A 19,389-nucleotide genomic window follows, 5' to 3' on the forward strand; every position below is an offset into this window, starting at 1 on the left:
TGCTATCCCTTCACTGCGCCGGAGGTCAGGCCGGCCACGATGCGACGCTGGAAAATGACTACGAAGATGATGATCGGGATGGTGATGACGATCGCCGCCGCCGCGATCGACCCCGTCGGCTCCTCGAACTGGGACGAACCCGTGAAGTTGGCCATCGCGGCCGGAGCGGTGCGCGAAGCCTCCGTGGAGGTCAGCGACACCGCCAACAGGAAGTCGTTCCACGCGAAGATGAACACCAGGATCGCCGCGGTGACGATGCCCGGGATGGCCAGCGGGGCCACCACCTTGCGGAACGCCTGGAACGGCGTGGCGCCGTCCATCTGCGCGGCCTTCTCCAGCTCCCACGGGATCTCCTTGAAGAAGGACGACAGGATGAAGATGGCCATCGGCAGCGCGAACGTGATGTACGGCAGGATCAGGCCGGGCCACGTGTCGAACAGGCCGAGCTTGCGCTCGATGTCGAACAGCGGGCTGACCAGCGACACCTGCGGGAACATCGCGATGAGCAGCGAAACGCCGAGAATCAGGGACTTGCCGGGGAACGTCAGGCGGGCGATGGCGTAGGCCGCCATCGTGCCGACGACGACGGCGATCAGCGTGGTGATCAACCCGATGCCGATCGAGTTGATCAGCGCCCGCGTGAACTCCGAGGTCTGGAAGATCCCCTTGTAGTTGTCCAGCGTCCACTCACGCGGGATGAAATGCCCGTCGTGGAGGGTGGGCGTGGTCTTGAACGACAATGACGCGATCCAGGCCACGGGCACGAGCGCGTACAAGACGACGAGAACGAGCGCGATGGTCCACAGCGCCTTTTCCTTGCCGGTTCCTTGCTGCATGGCTGATCACTCCTTCCCGCTGCCGGGGGTGGACGCGCCGAGCCCCTTGACGAAGATGAATGCGATGATGGCGACGCACAGGAAGATCAGCACCGAAATCGCGGAGCCGATGCCCAGGTTGAACGCCATGAACAGGTTGTTGTAGCCGAGGATCGACACCGAGCCGGTGCCGTTGTTGCCCTTGGTCAGAATGTAGATGTTGTCGAACACGCGGAACGCGTCCAGCGTGCGGAACAGCAGCGCCACGACGATCGAGGGCTTCATCAGCGGCAGCGTGATCTTGAACAGCCGCTGCCAGAAACCCGCGCCGTCCAGCGCCGCGGCCTTCAGCACGTCGTCCGGCACCAGCGCCAGGCCCGCCAGGAGCAGCAGCGCCATGAACGGCGTCGTCTTCCACACCTCGGCGAGGATGATGATGAAGATCGACGGCCACTGCTCGGTCAGCGGCGCCGACCCGTCGGGAAGCAAATTGGCCAGGTAGCCGGTGCCCGGCGTCCAGGCGTAGTTCCACGAGTACGCCGCGGCGACGGTCACGATGCCGTACGGCACCAGCACCACCGTGCGGATCACGCCGCGGCCGAAGATCGCCCGGTGCATGATCATCGCGATGGCCAGGCCGAGCACGAACTCGAAGATCACCGAGATCACCGTGATCACCACGGTCACCCACAGCGACTCCCACCAGTAGCTCGACGTCAGCACCGCGGCGTAGTTGTCCAGGCCGACGAACTCACGGTCGGCCGGGAAACGCAGGTCGTAGCGCTGCATCGACAGCCACACGGCGTAGATGATCGGGTACGCCGTCACCGCCAGCATCAGGATGACCGCCGGGGCGACGAGCATCATGCCCAGGCGGCGCTCGGCCTTGCGGCCGTCGGAGTGCTTCTGCTTGGCCTTGCGGTTCGACGCGTCGGCCGACTTGTGCGGCGCGATCGCCGTCGACTGGCCGGCGCCGTCGACGGTCACCGCCGGGGAACCGCCGGCGTCGGCCGACGTCGCGCGGCCGCCGCCCATGCCGGAATCCCGGCCGGGGTCGCGGTCGCGCACGGGGTCATTGACGGGGCCACTCATCACGGCACCAACCCTTCGGACTTGATGGCCCGGTCGATCTCATCCGCCAACTCGGGGACGAGCGACTCGGGGTCGATCGACGCGGGCGGGCTCAGGCGCGACGCCAGCAGAATCGACACGGACTGATACGCCGGCGAGGCCGGGCGGACGGCGACGGACACGCGGCGCTTGTCCGGGAGCAGGCTCTGCTCCTCGGGCCCCAGGTCCGCCGGGTCGAGGGTGTTCAGCGACTCGAAGATCTCCTTGTAGAAGGGGTACTCCGCGATGAACTCGTCGGTCGCCTCGGTGTAGAGCTTGGTCAGCGTCGGGGGCAGGCCACCGGTGAGTGCGTTGTGCAGCTGGTTTTCCTCGTTGCGCAGGCACTCGATGGCCTCGAACGCCAGGTCCTTGTTCTTCGACGTCGACGGCACGGCGATGTTCAGGCCGCCGATGGTCGCCTTGGACGGCTTGTCGGCCTCCATGCCGGGGTAGACGGTCCAGCCGAGGTCGTCGAAGGCCTCCTTGGCGCGGGCGTCGCCGCCGTCGGCCTTCTCCTTCAGGCCCGCGTACACGAACGGGTAGTTGACCTGCATGAACGCGGCGCCGCGGTCGAATGCCAGGCGCGCCATGTTCTCGTCGAGCTGCGAGGTCGACGGGTCGGCGCCCTTGGCGGTGGCCACGGCCTTCATGGCGGCGAGGGCGCGCTTGGCGGCGTCGCCCTGGTTGATGGTGGCCACGCGGCCGGTTTCGTCGACGATGGATCCGCCGGCGGCTTCGAGCATCGAGTTGAACCACACGACGACGCCCTCGTACTGCGCGGCCTGCACGCCGATGTAGGACGGCTTGCCCTCTTCGGCGTGCTTGGCGCCGAGCGCGGCGATTTCCTCCCACGTCTTCGGCGGCTGCGGCTGCCCGTCAGGGCCCTTGGGCATCAGCGACTTGCGGTACCACATGAGCTGCGTGTTCGTGTTCAGCGGAGCGCCGTACACCTTGTCGTTCCACGTGGCCGTTTCCATCGGGCCGGACAGCGTGCCGTCCTGGACCCGCTTGGCGACGTCCCCGGGGAACTCGACCGCCCAGCCCGCTTCGGCGAACTCGGCGGTCCAGGTGACGTCGAGGCCCATGATGTCGAACGAGTCGTCGCCGCCGACGATGCGGCGCGCGAGCTGGAGCCGCTGGTCATCGGTCTGCTTGGCGGATACGTCGTATTGGATGGTGTAGCGCCCGCCCGCCTGCTCGGAGCACTTCTTCGCTGCTGCGGTGTATTGGTCGACGCCGTCGGCGGGCCCCATGAACCGCAGCACCGTGGGGCCGGCTTCCTCGTTCCCGCATGCCGCGAGCACCGGTGCACCGATGGTCAGGGCGGCGAGCAGGGCGACGGTCTTTTTCTTCCACGCAGTTCGCGGACGGAGCCCGCGGCCCCGCCCTTCACGATCCCCCGTCGGGGATCTTCCTTGCGAAGCCGTCATGGTTCCATCAGCTCCTCATGTAGGGGATTTGATAAGCCGCTTCTCAGTATACGACGATCACTGTTTTTGCAACGAGAACGTTACGGGAAGGTTATGAGCGGCGCACCGCGAACGACCGGCGCGGCGGGTGCGGCCGGTGCGACCGGCGCGGCGGGTGCGGCCGGTGCGACCGGCGCGGCGGGTGCGCGGATTGCGCAGCCGGGCGGGCCCGGCGAATTGCGTAGCCGGGTGGGGGCGGATCTAAGATTTCCTCATGATCGACGACAGCCATCACGACGAACCGGCCACCAGCCGCCGCGAACCGGCGGGCACGGCCGCGCTGTCGGAATGGCCGGTCGCCGATGGCTGGGTCTGCAACGTCCTGGTGCGCCGGGGCGACCGCCTGCTGGTGCTGCGCCGGGCCACCGGGGGCTATTTGGGGGACCAGTGGGATCTGCCGGGCGGCAAGAGCGAACGGGGCGAGGAGCCGGCCGATGCCGCGTTGCGGGAGCTCACCGAGGAGACGGGTCTGAAGGCCACGCTCGGCGCCGAGGTCGCGCACTGGTCGAACCCCGATACCAAGGGCGGCGATTTCCGGTACCACATCGTCACCTTCGAGGCCGTCGAGCTTGACGACGCCGCCGACGTCGCCCTGACCCGCGAACACTCCGATCACCTGTGGGCCACCCGCGAGCAGCTCGCGGAGCTGCCGCTGGCCTGGCACGTCGGCCGCGTGCTGGGACTGTAGTTCCCACGGCGTTCGCCGATCCCCCGTGGGATCCGCGGGATCGCTCCTCGCCTCCCACCGGCCGAAAAACCGCCGGTCAGATGCCCCTCCCGGTTACACCGCCCACCGGAGATAGGTTTCGTCATCCCATTCGATGATCGCGTCGGCCGCGTCTTCGCCGATGATTTCGGCGGCGTCGATGCTCTCGATCGGGCACGACCGGAGATCGTTCGCCGAATCTCCGCAGCCGGTCAGATCCAGCCAGACGGCGCGGAGCACGTTCCGGCCGCCCTCGCGGCAGGACAGCACGCCGAACGCCTCGCCCGGGTCATCGAATCCGATGTACCAGTATCCCCTCTCCACGGAACCGCGGTGGGTCTCGCGGTCGCCGCTTCGCAGGGAAAGGTGCAGTTCCTCGAGCCGCTGAATCGCCCGACTCCGGTTCTCCCGCGTCATCCGCTTCAACAGGGACCTACGGCGTGCACGGGCCCGTCGCATGTCGTCGCCCACCCAGCGCGAGAACATCCGGCTCACGATCCGGCGCACGTCGTCGGCCGTTTTCGCGATTGTGGGATTCCCCCTGAACGGGATGGGCACCGGTCCGCCGGCCGCATCCGACGCCTCCACCCGCCACCCGAGACCGACGGCGCGGCGGCCATGGCGGTGACCGCGTTCGATGACCTCGACGGCGAACACCAGCGTCTCACCCGCATCCGCCCGGAGGGTGACCCGCGTGCCATCGGCGGATCGCGAAATCTCGGCGAGGTTGGTCAGGTCAGGGCGCATTTCGTCGACGATGTCGTGGACGTCGCACAGGGGCCGTTCGTCCGCATGGAATTCGAGGTCGACGTCGGCGCCGATCAATCCTCTGCCCGCCGCGGGGTCGTCGAAGGCGGCGCGATCTTCGAAGGCGGCATGGTCTTCGATGGCGGCATGGTCCCCCTCGAAGCTGACGTGGTGGCCCGTGAAATTTTCGTTCGTGAAAGTCATGGCCACAAGCTATGACGCACTCCGGATCGGCCGGCTGAAACTCCGGCCGCCCATTCGAACATGCCTGATCACGAGCGCCTTTTTCCGAAAGGCACCGTTCGATGGGGGCGGTGGGCGTCGTAAAGCCCATGCCCGCGCGCAACCACCTGCCCACCCGGCCCGAACCGGCGGGCGCGCGCGGGGCGGACGCCGGCACTCCCCCACCCCCACTTTTGTTGACACCCTGGCGCTACTTGCTTAGGCTACCCTCGCCTACAGTTTGGGAGATTTGAATGGACGAACGCACGGAGTACAGCACGAGCCTCGGCAGCCGCATCCTCGGCGGAGCCGGCGCACTGACCCTGGCCCCCTTCCGCGTGGATCCGACCGCCATCATCCCGGCGCTCGCCCACCGCGTGGACGAGCGCGGCCGCCTGCTGGTCATGTGCCCCGCCGCCGACGCCGAATTCGTCGGCGACGCCGAGGTCCGGCTCGACGGCACGAAGAAGGCGCCCGAGCTGTTCATCGACATCACCGTCGCGAGCCTCCACGGCCTCGGGCGCGTGACCTGGCTCGATGCCGCGGACGGCACCTCTGCCGCCTCCGCCGACGCCGCCACCGCCGACGCCACGGCCCCGTTCGGACACGTGCCCGAATCATGCGTGATCGGCGTCGTCGAGCTGGACAAGGTGCTCCTCCACGGCCCCTGCGGGGTGGCCACCCTCGACCCGCGCGCGATCACCGCCGCGGCGACCACCGCGCATCGCCCGTTCGCGGACCACGAGTTCGACGCCCGCGACATCGTCGGCCGCCTGACGCCCGACCATCTGTCGGCGCTGCTCTCCGATGTCCTGGTCGAGCGCGTCCCCGGCTTCCCGTGCTCCGAGTTCGAGATCCGCGAGCGGGTGGCGGCCGCCGCCGTCCAGGCGACGCCCGGCTTTGCACCGTGGATCGCCGACGTCGACCCCGCGGGAATCACGCTGGCGACGATGCACCACAACCGCCTGACCAGCGTGTTCGTCAATTTCCCGGAGCCGGTTCACACTCTCGATGACTTGGCGGGGGCCGTCGCCGCTCTCGCCGCCCGGACCTCGGCACGGCACGCGTCACCGCGTATCTGACGCCGAAAGCCGAGGAGCGCGCGGAACCCCGGTGGGGTTCCGCGCGCCTCTTTTCGTTCGGGCGGCTTAAGGACCGCTGCCGCAGCCAGCCGCCGGTCCGCCGTCAGCGGGCCTGGTAGTTGTCGCACTGCGCGGTTTCACCGCTGACCGAGATGTCGGCCAGCCCGCACATGAGGTTCTCGTTGTGGGTGCAGTCGAGGCGCTTGCACGCCCCCACCTGGGCCTCCGCACCGGACAGGCCGGCGCGCAGGTCGATCGTCGCGAAAGTGGTGCAGGCGGCGGCGCCGTCGCCGCCGACGTTGACCGCGAAGGCGGTGCAGCCGTCGTTGTTGTAGGCACAGGAAGTGGTCGTACAGGAGGAAATCTTGGTGACGCTGGACATGATGAGGGGCTCCTTCAGGGCCGGGAAGCGAGTGCAAGGTTCTCCGCGTATCTGACACTCGCGACGCTACGCGCCGTGACCAGCACCTTCAAGGCAGGCCAGCCTTTCATTCCGGGTTTACGCAAGCCTTATAGATGCATCCTGAATGCACAATTGCCCTTGCTTAACGACGTCATCCGGCCTCGCCGCAACCCGCGTGGGAGACGGGATCAGAGCCCGGCGAGCCTGACGAAATCGGCCACGCCCAGCTTCTCGCCGCGCTGCTTCGGGTCGATTCCCGCCGCCACGAGCGCCTCCTCCGCCGCCGCACCCGACCCGTACACGCCGGACAGTGCCGCGCGCAGGGTCTTCCGGCGCTGGGCGAACGCGGCGTCGATGAGCGGCCACACCTTCGCACGCGACTCGTCGGTGACGGGCCACGGCGCCTCCCCCGCCGGCGACGGCTCGCCCCCGGGTCCGGGAACGCCGAAGACGTCGATGCGCACCAGCCCGGAGTCGACCTTCGGCACGGGCCAGAACACGTTCGGGCCGATCGTCCCGGCGCGACGAACCTTGCCGTGGAACGCGGCCTTCACGCTGGGCACGCCGTAGATCTTCGAGCCCGGCTCGGCGGCCAGGCGTTCGGCGACCTCGAGCTGCACCATCACCAGCGCGCGCCGGATCGACGGGAACTCCTTCAGCATGTGCAGCAGCACGGGCACCGAAACGTTGTACGGCAGGTTCGCCACCAGCGCCGTCGGCTCGGGAAACTCCGCGACGCCGGCGCCGTCGCCTTCGCCGTGACTGCCGGCGCCTTCACCGTTGCCACCGGCGCCGTCGCCCTCGCCCGCGGCAAGGGCCTGCGTGCCGACGATGTCGTCCCGCGTCACCGTCAGCGCGTCCTTGAGCACCAGGTTCAGCGGCCGCCCCGGCGCGAACTCCGCCACCGTCTCGGGCAGGCGGGCCGCCAGGCGCGGGTCGATTTCGACGGCCGCCGCGCGCCCGCAGTGCTCGAGCAGGCCGAGGGTCAGAGATCCCAGGCCGGGGCCGACCTCGACCGGGTAGTCGTCGGGCGACAGGTCGGCGGCGGCGATGATGCGCCGCACCGTGTTCGGGTCGTGGACGAAATTCTGGCCGAGCTTCTTCGTCGGCGTCAGGTCCAGTTCGGCGGCCAGCTGCCGCACCTCGACCGGCCCGAGCAGGCGGACATCATCCACTTACAGCAGCCCCAGCTGCGCGGAGCAGGCCGGCCATGCGCCCCAGCCCTGGGACGCGCGCACCTTTTCGGCGACGGCGATCTGCTGCTCGCGGGTCGCCTGGGCCGCGGTCGGGGCGTACTCGCCGCCGCCGTGGGCGAGCCAGGTCTGCGGGTGGAACTGCAGCCCGCCGGAGAAACCGTTGCCGGTGTCGGTGTTCCAGTTGCCGCCGGATTCGCACTGCGCCAGCGAATCCCAGATGGCTCCGTTGGTCACCTCCGGGGCGCGGGGCCTGGTGCCCTGACGGACGGTCGTGACGGTCGGGGCGGTCTTCTCCTGCTCGGACAACGTCTCGCGGGACAGCTCTTCGCCGTCGCGGGACAGGACCTTGACCTGCACGAGCTTCATGCCCGCGGTGCCCGGGGTCTCGACGACGCGCTCGTCGTCGTACATCTCGGGATCCTCGATGACGTTCTCCGGCGAGGGGATCTCGACGCGTTCGTTGAGCACCTCCTCGACCAGGCGGGAGACGTCGATGCGCATGCCCTCGGTGACGGGGGTCTCCGGCGACGGGCTGACGGACTCGCCCTCGCCCAGGGTGATCCCGCGCTGCTCGAGCACGTCGGCGACGGTGGCGACGGCCATCTGCATGCGGCCCTCACGACCGGAGTCGTTGAGGACGATGTTCTTTGCGGTGACGATGTCCAGCTTGATCCCGTCGGCCGGGATGCGCTTCGACGGGGCCTTGACGGAGTCGGCGGCCTTGAGTTCCGGCAGGGACTCGACGAGTTCGTTGACGGTGGCCGCGTTGGTGGTGGTCTCCACGGTGCGGCCGTCGATGTTCAGCGACACCGGCTTGGCGGCGCGGTAGACCAGCTTGCCGCCATCGGAGATTTCGCCCTGGCGGATGACCCGGTCGCCGTCGCCCACCCGGACGCCGGCCTTTTCCAGGATGCGGGCGTCGTCGCCGAAGATGGTGGAGACCTGCTGGATCTCGCCGTCGACGTCGACGGTGACGCTCTTCTGGGCCGCCGCGGCCGTGCCGCCGCCGGCGACCATCGCGACCAGCAGGCCGCCGGCGGCGACGCGCCGGGTGGTGGTGGACTTGTTGTTCAGCTGGTTGACGTGGCTCTTGGAGTGGTTGCTCACGGGTCGGTGGTTCCTCTCGACGTTCCCCGGGGCGGTGGGGTCGGTGGGCTGGTGCGGCGAAAAGTGCGCCCCGATGGAAGTATTGCGGTCACGATACGGTAAAGGACCCGTCAAAGTCCAACAAATGCCCAGGTTGAACACCGGTTCGTGCGTAATTCGCACCACATTTGCCGTGATATGGCCGTTACACGACCCGAAAGTTGGTGCCACGGGGACGGCTGTGGCGGATGTGATCCGCTGGGCCGACTACAGGGCCGGGACCTCGATGCCGTAGATCCGCTCAGCATTGGCGGTGAGCCGGGCGGCCATCTCCTCGGCGGGGATGCCCCGGACCTCGGCCATGCACCGCGCCTGCCAGCCGACGAACGTCGGCTCGTTGCGCGCGCCGCGGTACGGCTCGGCCGTCATGTACGGCGCATCGGTCTCCACCAGCAGCTGCTCGGCGGGCGCCTCCTCCACCGCCAGGCGCAGGTCGGAGTTGCGCTTGAAGGTCACGTTCCCGGTGAACGACAGCACGTAACCCCGTTCCAGGGCTTCGCGGGCCACGGCGATCGGCGAGCTGAAGCAATGGAGGATCACCGTGCCATCGAACCCGTCGAGCTCGCGCATCAGGTTGTCGTCCGCCTCGCGGTTGTGGATCATCAGCGGCTTGCCCGTGGACCGCGCCAGCTCCATGTGCCAGTGCAGGGCCTCGATCTGCATGTCCAGCGGCGCACAGTCGTCCATCTTCCCGATCCAATACTCGTCCAGGCCGGTTTCCCCGATGGCCACGACCCGCTCCTCCGAGGCCATCTCGGTGAGCCTCGCCCGGGCGGCGTCGTCAAGCTCGGACGCGCGCGTCGGATGGATCGCCGCAGCCGCCCAGACGCGCGGATGCGACCGCGACGCCGCGACGGCCAGCTCCGTTTCCGCCAGGCCGTCGCCGATGGTGCAGACGCCGGCGACGCCGGCGGCCATCGCGCGGTCCATCAGCTCGGCGACCGACTCCGCATCGCGGGCGCCGCACGACGCGAGGTGCGTGTGCGCGTCGAACAACGGCGCAACGTACGGGGCGGGCTCGGCGACGGGGCGTTTTCTCTTTCCCATGGGGCCCAAGTCTAGGGGCGGCGGACGGGGGTGGACGAAGCGGCCGGCACCGCCACGACAATGCCCGGCCTAATGCCTTTAAGTTATGGTTACCTCACCTTATCCGCATAAATCCCGCACCCCGACAGACGGCCACGGTGCGGCCGTCATCGGCAACGGCAACAGCAATGGCAATGGCTACGGCGACGACGAACTCATCAGCGACTGCGCCGACCGCCCCATCGAGCCGACCACCCCATCGACCTGAACCACCCCGAATCAGCCGCGCGGCGGCCCGGACCTTTCCGGAGGACCCCGGCGACGCCGCCGCGGCACGAGAAAGGAACGAAGCATGACCAAAATGACCCGGGCGCGCACGTCCGCGCCCGACGTCGAAAAGCCCGCACCGCCACCCGGCCCCGACGACCCCACCGGGAGCATCGGCGCCGACGCGAAGGAGAAGAACATCGCCGGCGGCAAGGCGCTCGGCGCGCTGCTCGCGCCGATCAAGGGCACGCTCCTGGCGGGCAGGATCCTCGGCGCGGCATCGGCGATGCTCTCCATCGCGCCGTACGTCGCCCTCGTGCGGCTCGGCGACGTGCTCCTGGCGGCGCACGGCGCGGGGACGTCGCCGGCGCAGGAGGAGGTGAAGCCGATCGTCATGTTCTTGCTGGCAACGTTCCTGGGGCAGCTCGGCCTGCTGGCCCTCGCCCTGGCCCTGACCCACTTCGCGGACCTGAAGCTCACCGCGATGCTGCGCGACCGAATCCTCGAGCGCATCTCGCGGGCGCCGCTGTCCTGGTTCACCGACTCCACCTCGGGGCAGATCCGCAAGGCCGTCCAGGATGACACGCGCACCCTGCACCAGCTCGTGGCCCATGCGCCCGTGGAAACCACGGTGGCGGCGATCACCCCGCTGATGCTCATCGGCTACGCCGTCACCGTCGACTGGCGGCTGGCGCTGCTGGCGCTGTCGACGCTGCCCATCTACGCCGGGATCATGGCGCTGACCATGCGCGGCATGGGCGAGAAAACGGCCGAAATGGACACCCGCCTGGGCGTGGTGTCGTCGACGGCGGTGGAATTCGCCGACGGCATCACCGTGGTGAAGGCATTCGGCCGCACCGGCGAAGCCCACCGGAGGTTCCTCGACGCATCGTCGACCTTCGGCGACTTCTACTGGGCGTGGGTCAGCCCCATGCTGCGCATCTCGGCGTTCGGCGAATCCGCCATCGCCATCCCCGTCATACTCGCCATCAACGTCGCCGGCGGCGCGGCGCTGGTCGGCGCGGGCGCCGTGACCCCCGCGGAGGCGCTTACGACGACGCTCATCGCGCTGGTGGTGCCCGGATCCATCCAGATCATCGCCAACACGACGTGGTCGCACCAGCTCGCCGGCCACGCGGCGCTGCGCATCACGGACATGCTCGAGGGGCCGGAGCTGGCGGAGCGGAAGGGCACGGCCGCGGCGGCCGAAGCCGATGCAGCGGTCGGTGCCGGGGCCGAATCCGCCGAGGCGCCTGCCGAACCCGACTCCGCCGCCGGGCTCACCGTCGAATTCGACGACGTGACGTTCTTCTACGGCGACGTCCGCGCGCTGTCCGGCGTGACGCTGCGCCTGGCCCCCGGCACCGTCACCGCGCTGGTCGGCCCCTCCGGCTCCGGCAAATCGACGCTGGCCACCATGGTCGCGCGATTCCAGGACCCCGACTCCGGCAGCGTGCGCATCGGCGGCACCGACATCCGCGAAATGTCGCCCGAGCAGCTGTACGCCAGGGTGTCGTTCGTCCTGCAGGATCCGCAGCTGCCGCGGATCAGCATCCGCGACAACATCGCGCTGGCCCGCCCGGACGCCGACGACGCGACCATCCTCCGCGCCGCCCGCGACGCCCGCATCGCCGACGAGATCCTCGCCCTCCCCGACGGCCTGGACACGGTCATCGGCGACGACGCGAACCTGTCCGGCGGCCAGTGCCAGCGCATCGCCATCGCGCGCGCCCTCGTCGCCGACACCCCGATCCTCGTCCTCGACGAGGCGACGGCATCGACCGACCCCGACTGCGAGGCCGACATCCAGGCCGCGCTCAATCGCCTGGCCGCGGGCCGCACGGTCCTGGTCATCGGCCACAAGCCCGAATCCGTGCGGGGCGCCGACCAGGTCGTGCACCTCGTCGACGGCGAAGTGTCCGCGATCCTCGCGGGCGATGAAGTCTCGGAGCAATCCATCGCCGCGCTGATGGGCTCGGCGCCGCACCGCCGCCGCACCGACGGCGGCCACGACGGAAAGGACTCGACCCATGTCTAACGCCATCGAACGTGACCAGGCACCGTCCACGACATCGCCGCTGGCGGTGCTGAAGGATCCGCTGCTGCTGAAGACGAGCGCGGATCTGTTCGGCCCCGAGGGGCGGGCGCTGCTGCGCAAGTCGATCCTGTTCACCGTCCTTTCGGGGCTGGTGGACGGCGCCTCGCTGCTGGCGCTGCTGCCGGCGGCCCTGTCGTTGAGCACCGGAGCCCCCGCGTGGGGCCTCGGCGTCGGAGGGTGGCTCTGCGTCCTCCTCGCGTTCGCCGCCCTGGGGGCCGTGTTCCGCTACCTGGGCCAGCGCATCGGGTACGTGTCGACGCTCGCCTTCATGCGCACCGCCCACAAGGCCATCGGTCGCGCGTTGTCGGGCCTGCCGCTGGGCTGGTTCCGGACCGAACGCACCGGAGGCCTGTCCCATCTGGTGTCGGACGGCTTCATGAAGGCCGGCGCCGCATTCGCGCACATCATGACCACGGCGCTCGGCAATGCCGTGGCACTGCTCACGATCGTCGCGGGCACGTGGTTCTGGAGCCCGCGCCTGGGGCTGATCCTCACCATCGCCGCGCCCCTGACCATGGCCATCCTGGTCCTGGCCCAGTCCGTCAAGCGCATCGCCGGTGAACGGGCCCGCCCCGCTGAACGGGAACTCGCGTCCAGGATCGTCGAATACGCCGGGTGCCAGCCGGCGCTGCGGGCGGCCGGCCGCGCGGGCGACTTCCGCCCGCTCGTCGCCGCCGCCGCGGAGGACGGCCGGGCGCGCCGCCGCGAGCTGTGGCTGAGCCTCGTCGCGATCCTCCTGAACGGCATGATCGTGCAGGCGGTGGCGGTCACCATCATCACCGTCGCGGCATCGCTCGCCGTCGACGGCACGATGGGACCGATCGAGACGATGGCCTTCATCGGCCTCGCGCTGCGGTTCACGCGCATCCTGGAGGAACTGGGCCAGGCGTTCGTCGGCATCGAGATGGGCCGCGCCCCGATCGACGAGGCGAACCGCATCATCCGCGAACCCGTGCTGCCCGAACCCGCGGCCCCGGCGGAGCTGACCACGCCGGGCACGGTCGAGTTCGAGGACGTGTCCTTCGGCTACTCCCCCGACCACATGGTGCTGCGCAACATCGATTTCACCGCCGCGCCGGGGACGATGACCGCCCTCGTCGGCCCCTCGGGGTCGGGCAAGACCACCATCGAACGCCTGATCTCCCGGTGGTGGGACGTCGATTCCGGGACGGTCCGGGTCGGCGGCGCCGACGTCCGCGACCAGACCACCGAGCAGTTGATGGCGCAGCTGTCGATGGTCTTCCAGGACGTGTACCTCTTCGACGACACGTTGGAGGAGAACATCCGCGTCGGCCGCCGCGACGCCACCGACGCCGAAGTCCGCGAAGCCGCCGACCTCGCCGGCGTCACCTCCATCGCCGACAGGCTCCCCGCCGGCTGGTCGACCCGGGTCGGCGAGGGAGGGCGCTCGCTCTCCGGCGGCGAGCGCCAGCGCGTGTCCATCGCCCGGGCGCTGCTGAAGAATTCGCCCATCGTGCTTTTCGACGAGGCGACCAGCGCGCTCGACGCGGAAAACGAGGCGAATATCCTGGCCAGCGTCGAAAAGCTGCGTGCGACGTCGACGTTCATCGTCGTCGCGCACAAGCTCGACACCGTGCGCACCGCGGACCAGATCATCGTCCTCGGCGAGGACGGCCGCGTCGCCGAGCGGGGCACCCACGATGACCTGTACGCCGCCGGCGGCGCCTACCGCCGGTTCTGGGATCTGCGGGAGGCCGCGACCGGGTGGGCGCTGGCCGGGGGACGGCAGACGGACTGAGCGCGGCGGCGCCCCCGGGGCGTCGAACCGCGACCGGCGGGATTCTCCCCCGATGGTCCCGGCCGTGCCCGGGCCCCTCAGACCAGGGCGTACGCCCCGACCGACGCAGCCCACACCCCGAGCAACAGTCCCCAATCGGCGGGCCGGAAGGGCCGGTCGTACCGCACCGTGCGGGTCGGCCCGGCCCCGAATCCCCGTGACTCGAGTGCCAGGGCCAGGTCGTCCGCATGCCGAAACGACGCGACGAGTACCGGCACGACGATGCGCGGCGTGATCCACCGCCTGCCCCGCGAGTTCAACCGGGCCCGCATCGCCGCCGTCGCAAGGTCGTCGGAGAGGATGCGGGCGAAAACCCCGCCGACGCCGACGACGTCGACGACCCGGTAGGGCACCCGGAACCGGGTGATCATCGTGTCGCGCATCTCGCGCCACCGCAGGAACGGCAACGGGGCGGCCGACAGAACGGCCATCGCCGCCAGCCGCGACGCCAGCATCGACGCCGCGAGTGCACGGTCCGCGGTGACTCCGAGGACCGTGGGCCCCGGTGCTGCCGCTACGCCCGGCGGTGACGGCACCCCACCGGGATCACCCGGGATCCACGGCAGGAATGCGAAGAACACCAACGCGGCGATGCCCACGGTGATCGCACCCAGCATCAGCCCGTCGCGCGGGCGGAATACGGTGACGGCCGCGACGGCGGCGAGGGCGCACACGACGGGATAGGAATGCCCGTCCGCGGCCAGGGACAGCAGGATCGCCGGAACGGGAAACAGCGCCAACAGGAGAGAATGCGGGGCACGGATCATGCGGCGCCCCGATTCCGCGGCACCTCGGCGCAGACCGCCCGATCGTCGTCAAGCCGAATGCGGTGCGTGGCGACGGCCTCCGCAAGTTGCGCATCATGAGTCGAAATGAGCGTCACCCGATCGTCGGCCCCATCGGCGATGAGGTCGCGGACCCGCCGCAGACCGTCGGCGTCCTGGGCGCTGGTGGGCTCGTCGAGGAGCAGCACGCGGGGCCGGCCCGCCACGGCCGCCGCCACCGACAGGCGCTGCCGCTGGCCCCCGGAAAGAGTCAGGGGGTGGCGCCGCCCGGTCCCGGAAAGCCCCGAGCGGCGCAGGATCCGGTCGATGTCACTGGCGGCGCCGGCGCCGCCGGGTTCGCTCCGGGGACCGCCCCGCACGGCCGCGACGCGCGAAGGCCGGCGACCTCCAGCCGCCAACGCGCCCGCGAGCTCGTCGTGCACCGTGCCCGCGAACATGAGGTCCCCTCCCCGCTGCGGCGAATACCCGATCCCGGCGCGGATGCGGGCCCGCCGACCGGGGAGAATCGTCCCCGATGCCCCGCGCCGCTTGCCCGCGATGGCGTCGAGCAACGTGGTCTTGCCCGAACCGTTGCCACCGGTGATCACGGCGACGGCGCCTTTCGGAAGCGTGAAAGCGACGTCGTCGAGCACCGTGCGCCCGTGCCTGCGGACGGTGAGGCCCCGCACCTCCAGGCCGGGCATCGCCGGCTCGGGAGTCACGGGCGAAGCGGGAGCGGACGCGGCGAACCCGAACAAGGCGGGAACGGCGGCGTTCGAACCGGAGGCATCCGGCCCGGCGCCGCCATGGACGTCGCCCGGGACCCCGGCCGCGAACGCCGCCGGAATCCGCACCCCGAGGCGCGCGCACTCGTCCGCCGCACCGGCGTACACGTCCGCCGGGGCGCCATCCAGCGCGATGCTCCCGTCATGGTCGAGGACGATGACCCGGTCCGCGTGGGGAAGATGCGCATCCGCCCGGTGGTCGATGGCGATGACCGTGACGTCGCCCAACCCCCGGATGGTCCGCGAGAACGCCGAGGCGGCGGCGTCGTCGAGCTGGGAGGTGACCTCGTCGAGGACGATGACCGGCGCGCCGGGCGCCAGCGACGCGGCCAGGGCGAGCCGCTGCTGTTCACCGCCGGAAATCGCGAACGGGCTCGCCCGGTGCGGGAGGTGGCCCAGGCGCGTCGCCGCGAGCAGGTCCAGGGCTCCGCGGTCGCCCTCGGGCGCCGGGATCAGGCGGTAATCGAAGGGCGCGCGGACCTCGTCGAGCACCCCGGACGCGCACAATTGCCGTTCCGGATGCTGCCACACCGCGGCGACGATGCCTCCCCTGTCCGCGGGGGACACGTCCGCCAGCCGACGGCCCCCGACCGAAACCGAACCATGCACCCGCGCCCCCTCGAGGTGTCCCGCGCAGGCCAGGGCGAGAGTGCTCTTCCCACTGCCCGTGGGCCCCGACACCAGCGTGTACGTCCCCGCCGCGAAGTCGACGTCGAGGCCGCCGAAGACGGTGCGGCCGCCCGGGTACCCGACCCGCAGACCGCGGATCGAGACCGCGGCGGAGCCGGCATTCGCCGTCCGCGGCGCGTCCGCGCGGCTATCGGCCGACCGGGGCATCGTCCGCCTCCGCCGGATCGCCGTCCCAGTCATGCCCGACGACGCCCTGCGGATCCACACCCACGCGAAGCAGCGCGTTGACCAGCACGTACGCCAGCCACCCGTAAACGAGCCCCAAGGCCACCCGCACGACCGCAGCGGCGACCTTCAGTTCGGCGGGGATGAGGAGGAACTCCTTGTACAGGAACATGAACCCGAACATCATCGCCGCGACGAGGACGCCGGAGATCAGCGCGATGACCAGTGAGCTGCGCGGCAGCCGGGCACGCTCGGCGGCGGTGACGCGGGCGGGCGCCGCGCCCAGCTTCCGCGCGACCAAGAACACGATCTCGACGACGATGCCGCCGCAGAGGGACAACGCGCCGACGCCGATCACCGCGCCGATGAACGACGTCAGCAACGCCGCCCCGCTGCGCTGCACGAGCAACGCCGCCGCGATGATGACCAGGAACCACGGCAACGGAGCGGGGAAGCTCAACCACGGGGCGCCCGCGGCCAACGCCAACCCGAGGAACCGCGAGAGATGGATGAGCACCGCGGTGAAGGCGCCCAGGACCGCACATGCCAGCAGCGAGCGCGTCGTCAAGCGAGAATGGGCGGCCCGCGAGCGGGACGCCGGGGCGATCGTTTCCCTCATGAACCTAGCCCTCCACGTCGAGGTCGAGGTCGTCCGCGGCGTCGAAACCCTTGCCGGCGGCGAGCAGTTCCCGCATGCGCCGCAGACGGTTCAGGTCCGCCATGGTCGCCGACGACCCCCGACGCCAGTAACCGGACAGGCGCATCCGTTCGCGCGGCAACCCGAGTTCGTCGCGGCAGCGGGCCCGGATCGCCCGGATGTCATCTCTTTCGCCCGCCGCCCACACGCTTGCCCCCGCAGGCACGTCGAGCGAACGAAACACCTCGCTCAGGGGGCCGGCACCGGCGGCGGACGGATCCACGACCACCAGAGACACGTCCGCGCCGATCTCGACCCCATGGGCGGTGAGCTCGGCGATGAACAGGTCGACGTGGTCCTCCGGTGCGGCAACGACCACGTGGTCGCGGGAACCACCGCGCGCGGTGCCCGCGAGAATCCCCGCCAACGCGGGGAGCCCACTGGAATCGGCGAGGAAATGGCGCGGCTCGCCCGGCACCGGCAGCTGATGTCCCCGCGGGCCGGTGACCACGATGGCGTCGCCGGGGCGCGCCCCCGCCAGCCAGGTCATCATCGGCGACGGGTCCGCGTGCCGGACGACATCGATGTCCATGCGCCGTTGCGCCGCATCGAAGCCGGCGACCGTGTACACCCTCGAAGAGGTCGCCGGACCCGCGCCCGGCTCACCGGCGCCCGGGTCGTCGGTGCCCGCTCCCGGGTTATCGGTGCCCGCGCCAGTGATCGCGGCAGCCCCCGCGAGTTCCGGGGAGGCCACGGGCACGGCGAGGCGCACGGCGACGTTCGGTCCGTCCCAGCCCACGAGAACGTCGTCGCCGGACAACGTCCCGGAGATCCGGACCAGCCCTTCGGCGCGATCGGAGATGCCGGTGAGCGTCCATGTGCGCTGCTCCAGGCCGGCCCGATGCGCCGGGTCGTTCAGGATCGCCTCGAGCGCCGTGCGCTCCTCGGGATCGAGCACCACCGTGGATGCGCGGGGTTCTGTCGGGTTCATGATGCGCCTTTCTTCCCGGTTCCCCACCGGGGTTCTTCCCGGATGCGAGCCAGGGTCATCGTCGGGTGCACCGCGGGCGCGGGCACCAATGGATCACCATAATACCCAAGGTAAGGCTTGGCTTTCCTGTCTGGCGCTTTTCTTCCCAACGCTCCTGGCCATGCCCGGGATGGCCGTCGCCGGGTGCACTAAGCTCGCCATCATGACGGCCTACCACGGAAACCCCACGGGAGACGGCGCCGGCTACCGCATCAGCGACGCCGAGCGCGAAGCGGCGATGGCCAGTCTCGGCCGCGCTTTCTCCGAGGGCCGCCTGACCATCGACGAGTACGACGAGCGCGTCCGCCAGGTTGCCTGCGCCCGGACAGGCACCGAGCTGGTGCCGCTTTTCGACGACCTCCCCGCCTCCCGCGTGAGCGGCCTCCCCGGGCAGGCGCCGGCGAAGCTCTACGCCGGCGAGGAGATCGACGCCGCCTACCGGCACGGCAAGAAGACCCGGTTGGGGCTCCTGGGCTTGACGACGGTCGGGTCCGCCGCGGGCGCCATCGTCTGGGGTTCGATTGCCGGGTCGTCGCTGCCGGCGGTGCTGTTGCTGCTGATCCCGACGGTGTGGCTGATGCTCTACGTGATGAAGGTCGGCCCCGATTCGTGGCACGTCCCCAGCCCCCAGTCGGTCGAGCGGCAGCGGCTGCGCGAGCTGCGGTCGTCCGAGAAGCTCCGCGCCGCCGAACGGAAGGCCGCCGAGCAGGAGCGCGCCGCGAAGCAGAAGCTGCTGGAAGATGAGCGCCTCGCCGCACTGCGGCTGGAACGCAAGGCGCAGGCGGAGGAGCTGACCAGCCGCGCACTCGGCATCGTCAACAAGGCCTTCGACCCGGAGACCATGAGCAACTTGGGCGAGATGGGCAAGAGCGGGCTGAAGGGCACCGCCGGATTCTTCGGCCGGGGCTCCGGTGGCCGTGGTGCCGGTGGCGCAGGTGGTGCCGGAGATGCGGGCGGCGCCGGTGGTGCAGGTCGTACTGGAGATGCGGGCGGCGCCGGCAACGGGAACGACGCGGGCGGCCCCACGCCGGGACCTTCCGGCGGAAACCCCTACGGCCGCGGTCAGTAGTCGCCGACGACCCCTCCCCCCTCCCCCACACGCAGATGCGCCAGGTCCGTGCAGATGCGCCCGTTGCAACGGGTGCATCTGCACGGACCTGGCGCATCTGGCTCGGTGGGGCGCCGCCGGCCGTGCCGATCTGGCTGGAGCCGCGGGATCAACGGATTGACCGA

16 protein-coding genes and 1 pseudogene are annotated in these 19,389 nt (G+C 70.2%); 5 read left to right on the plus strand and 12 right to left on the minus strand.

Annotation, left to right across the window (positions count from 1 at the left end):
• Positions 1-2: 2 nt before the first annotated feature.
• From CHAN_RS10885 to CHAN_RS10895, 3 genes are read right to left on the minus strand one after another with little or no spacing between them, the layout of a single operon-like run.
• Positions 3-836, minus strand: coding sequence for a carbohydrate ABC transporter permease (locus tag CHAN_RS10885; RefSeq protein WP_048741177.1), 834 nt, complete (start codon positions 834-836; stop codon positions 3-5).
• 6 nt (positions 837-842) lie between these two features.
• Positions 843-1,907 carry a carbohydrate ABC transporter permease gene (locus CHAN_RS10890; RefSeq protein WP_290289702.1) on the minus strand — a complete coding sequence of 355 codons (1,065 nt, stop codon included), beginning with the start codon at positions 1,905-1,907 and terminating at the stop codon, positions 843-845.
• Positions 1,907-3,355, minus strand: a complete 1,449-nt coding sequence (locus CHAN_RS10895) for an extracellular solute-binding protein (protein ID WP_082144341.1) — start codon at positions 3,353-3,355, stop codon at positions 1,907-1,909. Before CHAN_RS10895 ends, CHAN_RS10890 begins: the two co-directional genes overlap by 1 nt.
• Positions 3,356-3,608: 253 nt before the next feature.
• Here CHAN_RS10895 and CHAN_RS10900 point away from each other — a divergent pair, with 253 nt between their 5' ends.
• Complete coding sequence (locus CHAN_RS10900; RefSeq protein WP_290289706.1) at positions 3,609-4,082, plus strand: NUDIX hydrolase; 474 nt, start codon at positions 3,609-3,611, stop codon at positions 4,080-4,082.
• A 93-nt stretch (positions 4,083-4,175) separates the two neighbouring features.
• On the opposite strand, the gene CHAN_RS10905 is transcribed toward CHAN_RS10900, so the two are convergent.
• Complete coding sequence (locus CHAN_RS10905) at positions 4,176-5,051, minus strand: hypothetical protein (RefSeq protein WP_290289708.1); 876 nt, start codon at positions 5,049-5,051, stop codon at positions 4,176-4,178.
• 272 nt (positions 5,052-5,323) lie between these two features.
• Here CHAN_RS10905 and CHAN_RS10910 point away from each other — a divergent pair, with 272 nt between their 5' ends.
• Positions 5,324-6,151 carry a hypothetical protein gene (locus CHAN_RS10910; protein WP_290289709.1) on the plus strand — a complete coding sequence of 276 codons (828 nt, stop codon included), beginning with the start codon at positions 5,324-5,326 and terminating at the stop codon, positions 6,149-6,151.
• 103 nt (positions 6,152-6,254) lie between these two features.
• Here the strand turns inward: CHAN_RS10910 and CHAN_RS10915 are convergent, their stop codons facing one another.
• From CHAN_RS10915 to CHAN_RS10930, 4 genes and pseudogenes are all read right to left on the minus strand, one after another.
• Positions 6,255-6,533 (minus strand): DUF1540 domain-containing protein, encoded by a 279-nt coding sequence (locus CHAN_RS10915; protein WP_048741161.1) that lies wholly within the window; start codon positions 6,531-6,533, stop codon positions 6,255-6,257.
• 469 nt (positions 6,534-7,002) lie between these two features.
• Positions 7,003-7,729, minus strand: a pseudogene (locus CHAN_RS10920) (ribosomal RNA small subunit methyltransferase A); the annotation flags it as partial.
• Positions 7,730-8,857 (minus strand): resuscitation-promoting factor, encoded by a 1,128-nt coding sequence (locus CHAN_RS10925; RefSeq protein ID WP_290289714.1) that lies wholly within the window; start codon positions 8,855-8,857, stop codon positions 7,730-7,732. It abuts the pseudogene before it with no gap.
• Between the two features lie 246 nt (positions 8,858-9,103).
• On the minus strand, positions 9,104-9,943 hold the full coding sequence (locus tag CHAN_RS10930) for a TatD family hydrolase (RefSeq protein WP_290289715.1): 840 nt from the start codon (positions 9,941-9,943) through the stop codon (positions 9,104-9,106).
• Positions 9,944-10,283: 340 nt separating this feature from the next.
• On the opposite strand from CHAN_RS10930, the gene CHAN_RS10935 reads away from it, so the two are divergent.
• Entirely contained in the window at positions 10,284-12,227 is a 1,944-nt protein-coding gene (locus tag CHAN_RS10935; RefSeq protein ID WP_377748484.1) for an ABC transporter ATP-binding protein, read from the plus strand.
• The gene (locus CHAN_RS10940) at positions 12,220-14,046 is read left to right on the plus strand and encodes an ABC transporter ATP-binding protein (protein ID WP_290289719.1); all 1,827 of its coding nucleotides are present in this window, start codon (positions 12,220-12,222) and stop codon (positions 14,044-14,046) included. Before CHAN_RS10935 ends, CHAN_RS10940 begins: the two co-directional genes overlap by 8 nt.
• A gap of 77 nt (positions 14,047-14,123) precedes the next feature.
• Here the strand turns inward: CHAN_RS10940 and CHAN_RS10945 are convergent, their stop codons facing one another.
• The 4 genes from CHAN_RS10945 to CHAN_RS10960 are packed head-to-tail and all read right to left on the minus strand — an operon-like array spanning position 14,124 to position 18,117.
• Positions 14,124-14,825: an energy-coupling factor transporter transmembrane component T family protein gene (locus CHAN_RS10945; RefSeq protein WP_290289721.1), complete on the minus strand. Its 702-nt coding sequence runs from the start codon at positions 14,823-14,825 to the stop codon at positions 14,124-14,126.
• A 23-nt stretch (positions 14,826-14,848) separates the two neighbouring features.
• A complete protein-coding gene (locus CHAN_RS10950) occupies positions 14,849-16,471 on the minus strand; it encodes an ABC transporter ATP-binding protein (RefSeq protein WP_290289723.1) in 1,623 nt (540 codons plus the stop codon).
• Complete coding sequence (locus CHAN_RS10955) at positions 16,452-17,108, minus strand: ABC transporter permease (RefSeq protein ID WP_290289724.1); 657 nt, start codon at positions 17,106-17,108, stop codon at positions 16,452-16,454. The genes CHAN_RS10950 and CHAN_RS10955 overlap by 20 nt, the downstream gene beginning before the upstream one ends.
• Positions 17,109-17,112: 4 nt before the next feature.
• Positions 17,113-18,117 carry a siderophore-interacting protein gene (locus tag CHAN_RS10960; RefSeq protein ID WP_290289726.1) on the minus strand — a complete coding sequence of 335 codons (1,005 nt, stop codon included), beginning with the start codon at positions 18,115-18,117 and terminating at the stop codon, positions 17,113-17,115.
• A gap of 202 nt (positions 18,118-18,319) precedes the next feature.
• Between CHAN_RS10960 and CHAN_RS10965 the strand changes: the two genes are divergently transcribed.
• On the plus strand, positions 18,320-19,225 hold the full coding sequence (locus tag CHAN_RS10965) for a DUF1707 SHOCT-like domain-containing protein (protein ID WP_290289728.1): 906 nt from the start codon (positions 18,320-18,322) through the stop codon (positions 19,223-19,225).
• The last annotated feature ends 164 nt before the right edge of the window (positions 19,226-19,389 follow it).

The sequence above is a fragment of the Corynebacterium hansenii genome (assembly GCF_030408795.1).
GTDB classification, from domain to species: domain Bacteria; phylum Actinomycetota; class Actinomycetes; order Mycobacteriales; family Mycobacteriaceae; genus Corynebacterium; species Corynebacterium hansenii.

Bases quoted from the DNA above. Each gene is read 5' to 3' on its own strand.
- CHAN_RS10885 (WP_048741177.1), bottom strand. From the start codon at position 836: ATGCAGCAAGGAACCGGCAAGGAAAAGGCGCTGTGGACCATCGCGCTC.
- CHAN_RS10890 (WP_290289702.1), bottom strand. From the start codon at position 1,907: ATGAGTGGCCCCGTCAATGACCCCGTGCGCGACCGCGACCCCGGCCGG.
- CHAN_RS10895 (WP_082144341.1), bottom strand. From the start codon at position 3,355: ATGACGGCTTCGCAAGGAAGATCCCCGACGGGGGATCGTGAAGGGCGG.
- CHAN_RS10900 (WP_290289706.1), top strand. From the start codon at position 3,609: ATGATCGACGACAGCCATCACGACGAACCGGCCACCAGCCGCCGCGAA.
- CHAN_RS10905 (WP_290289708.1), bottom strand. From the start codon at position 5,051: ATGACTTTCACGAACGAAAATTTCACGGGCCACCACGTCAGCTTCGAG.
- CHAN_RS10910 (WP_290289709.1), top strand. From the start codon at position 5,324: ATGGACGAACGCACGGAGTACAGCACGAGCCTCGGCAGCCGCATCCTC.
- CHAN_RS10915 (WP_048741161.1), bottom strand. From the start codon at position 6,533: ATGTCCAGCGTCACCAAGATTTCCTCCTGTACGACCACTTCCTGTGCC.
- CHAN_RS10930 (WP_290289715.1), bottom strand. From the start codon at position 9,943: ATGGGAAAGAGAAAACGCCCCGTCGCCGAGCCCGCCCCGTACGTTGCG.
- CHAN_RS10935 (WP_377748484.1), top strand. From the start codon at position 10,284: ATGACCCGGGCGCGCACGTCCGCGCCCGACGTCGAAAAGCCCGCACCG.
- CHAN_RS10940 (WP_290289719.1), top strand. From the start codon at position 12,220: ATGTCTAACGCCATCGAACGTGACCAGGCACCGTCCACGACATCGCCG.
- CHAN_RS10950 (WP_290289723.1), bottom strand. From the start codon at position 16,471: ATGCCCCGGTCGGCCGATAGCCGCGCGGACGCGCCGCGGACGGCGAAT.
- CHAN_RS10955 (WP_290289724.1), bottom strand. From the start codon at position 17,108: ATGAGGGAAACGATCGCCCCGGCGTCCCGCTCGCGGGCCGCCCATTCT.
- CHAN_RS10960 (WP_290289726.1), bottom strand. From the start codon at position 18,117: ATGAACCCGACAGAACCCCGCGCATCCACGGTGGTGCTCGATCCCGAG.
- CHAN_RS10965 (WP_290289728.1), top strand. From the start codon at position 18,320: ATGACGGCCTACCACGGAAACCCCACGGGAGACGGCGCCGGCTACCGC.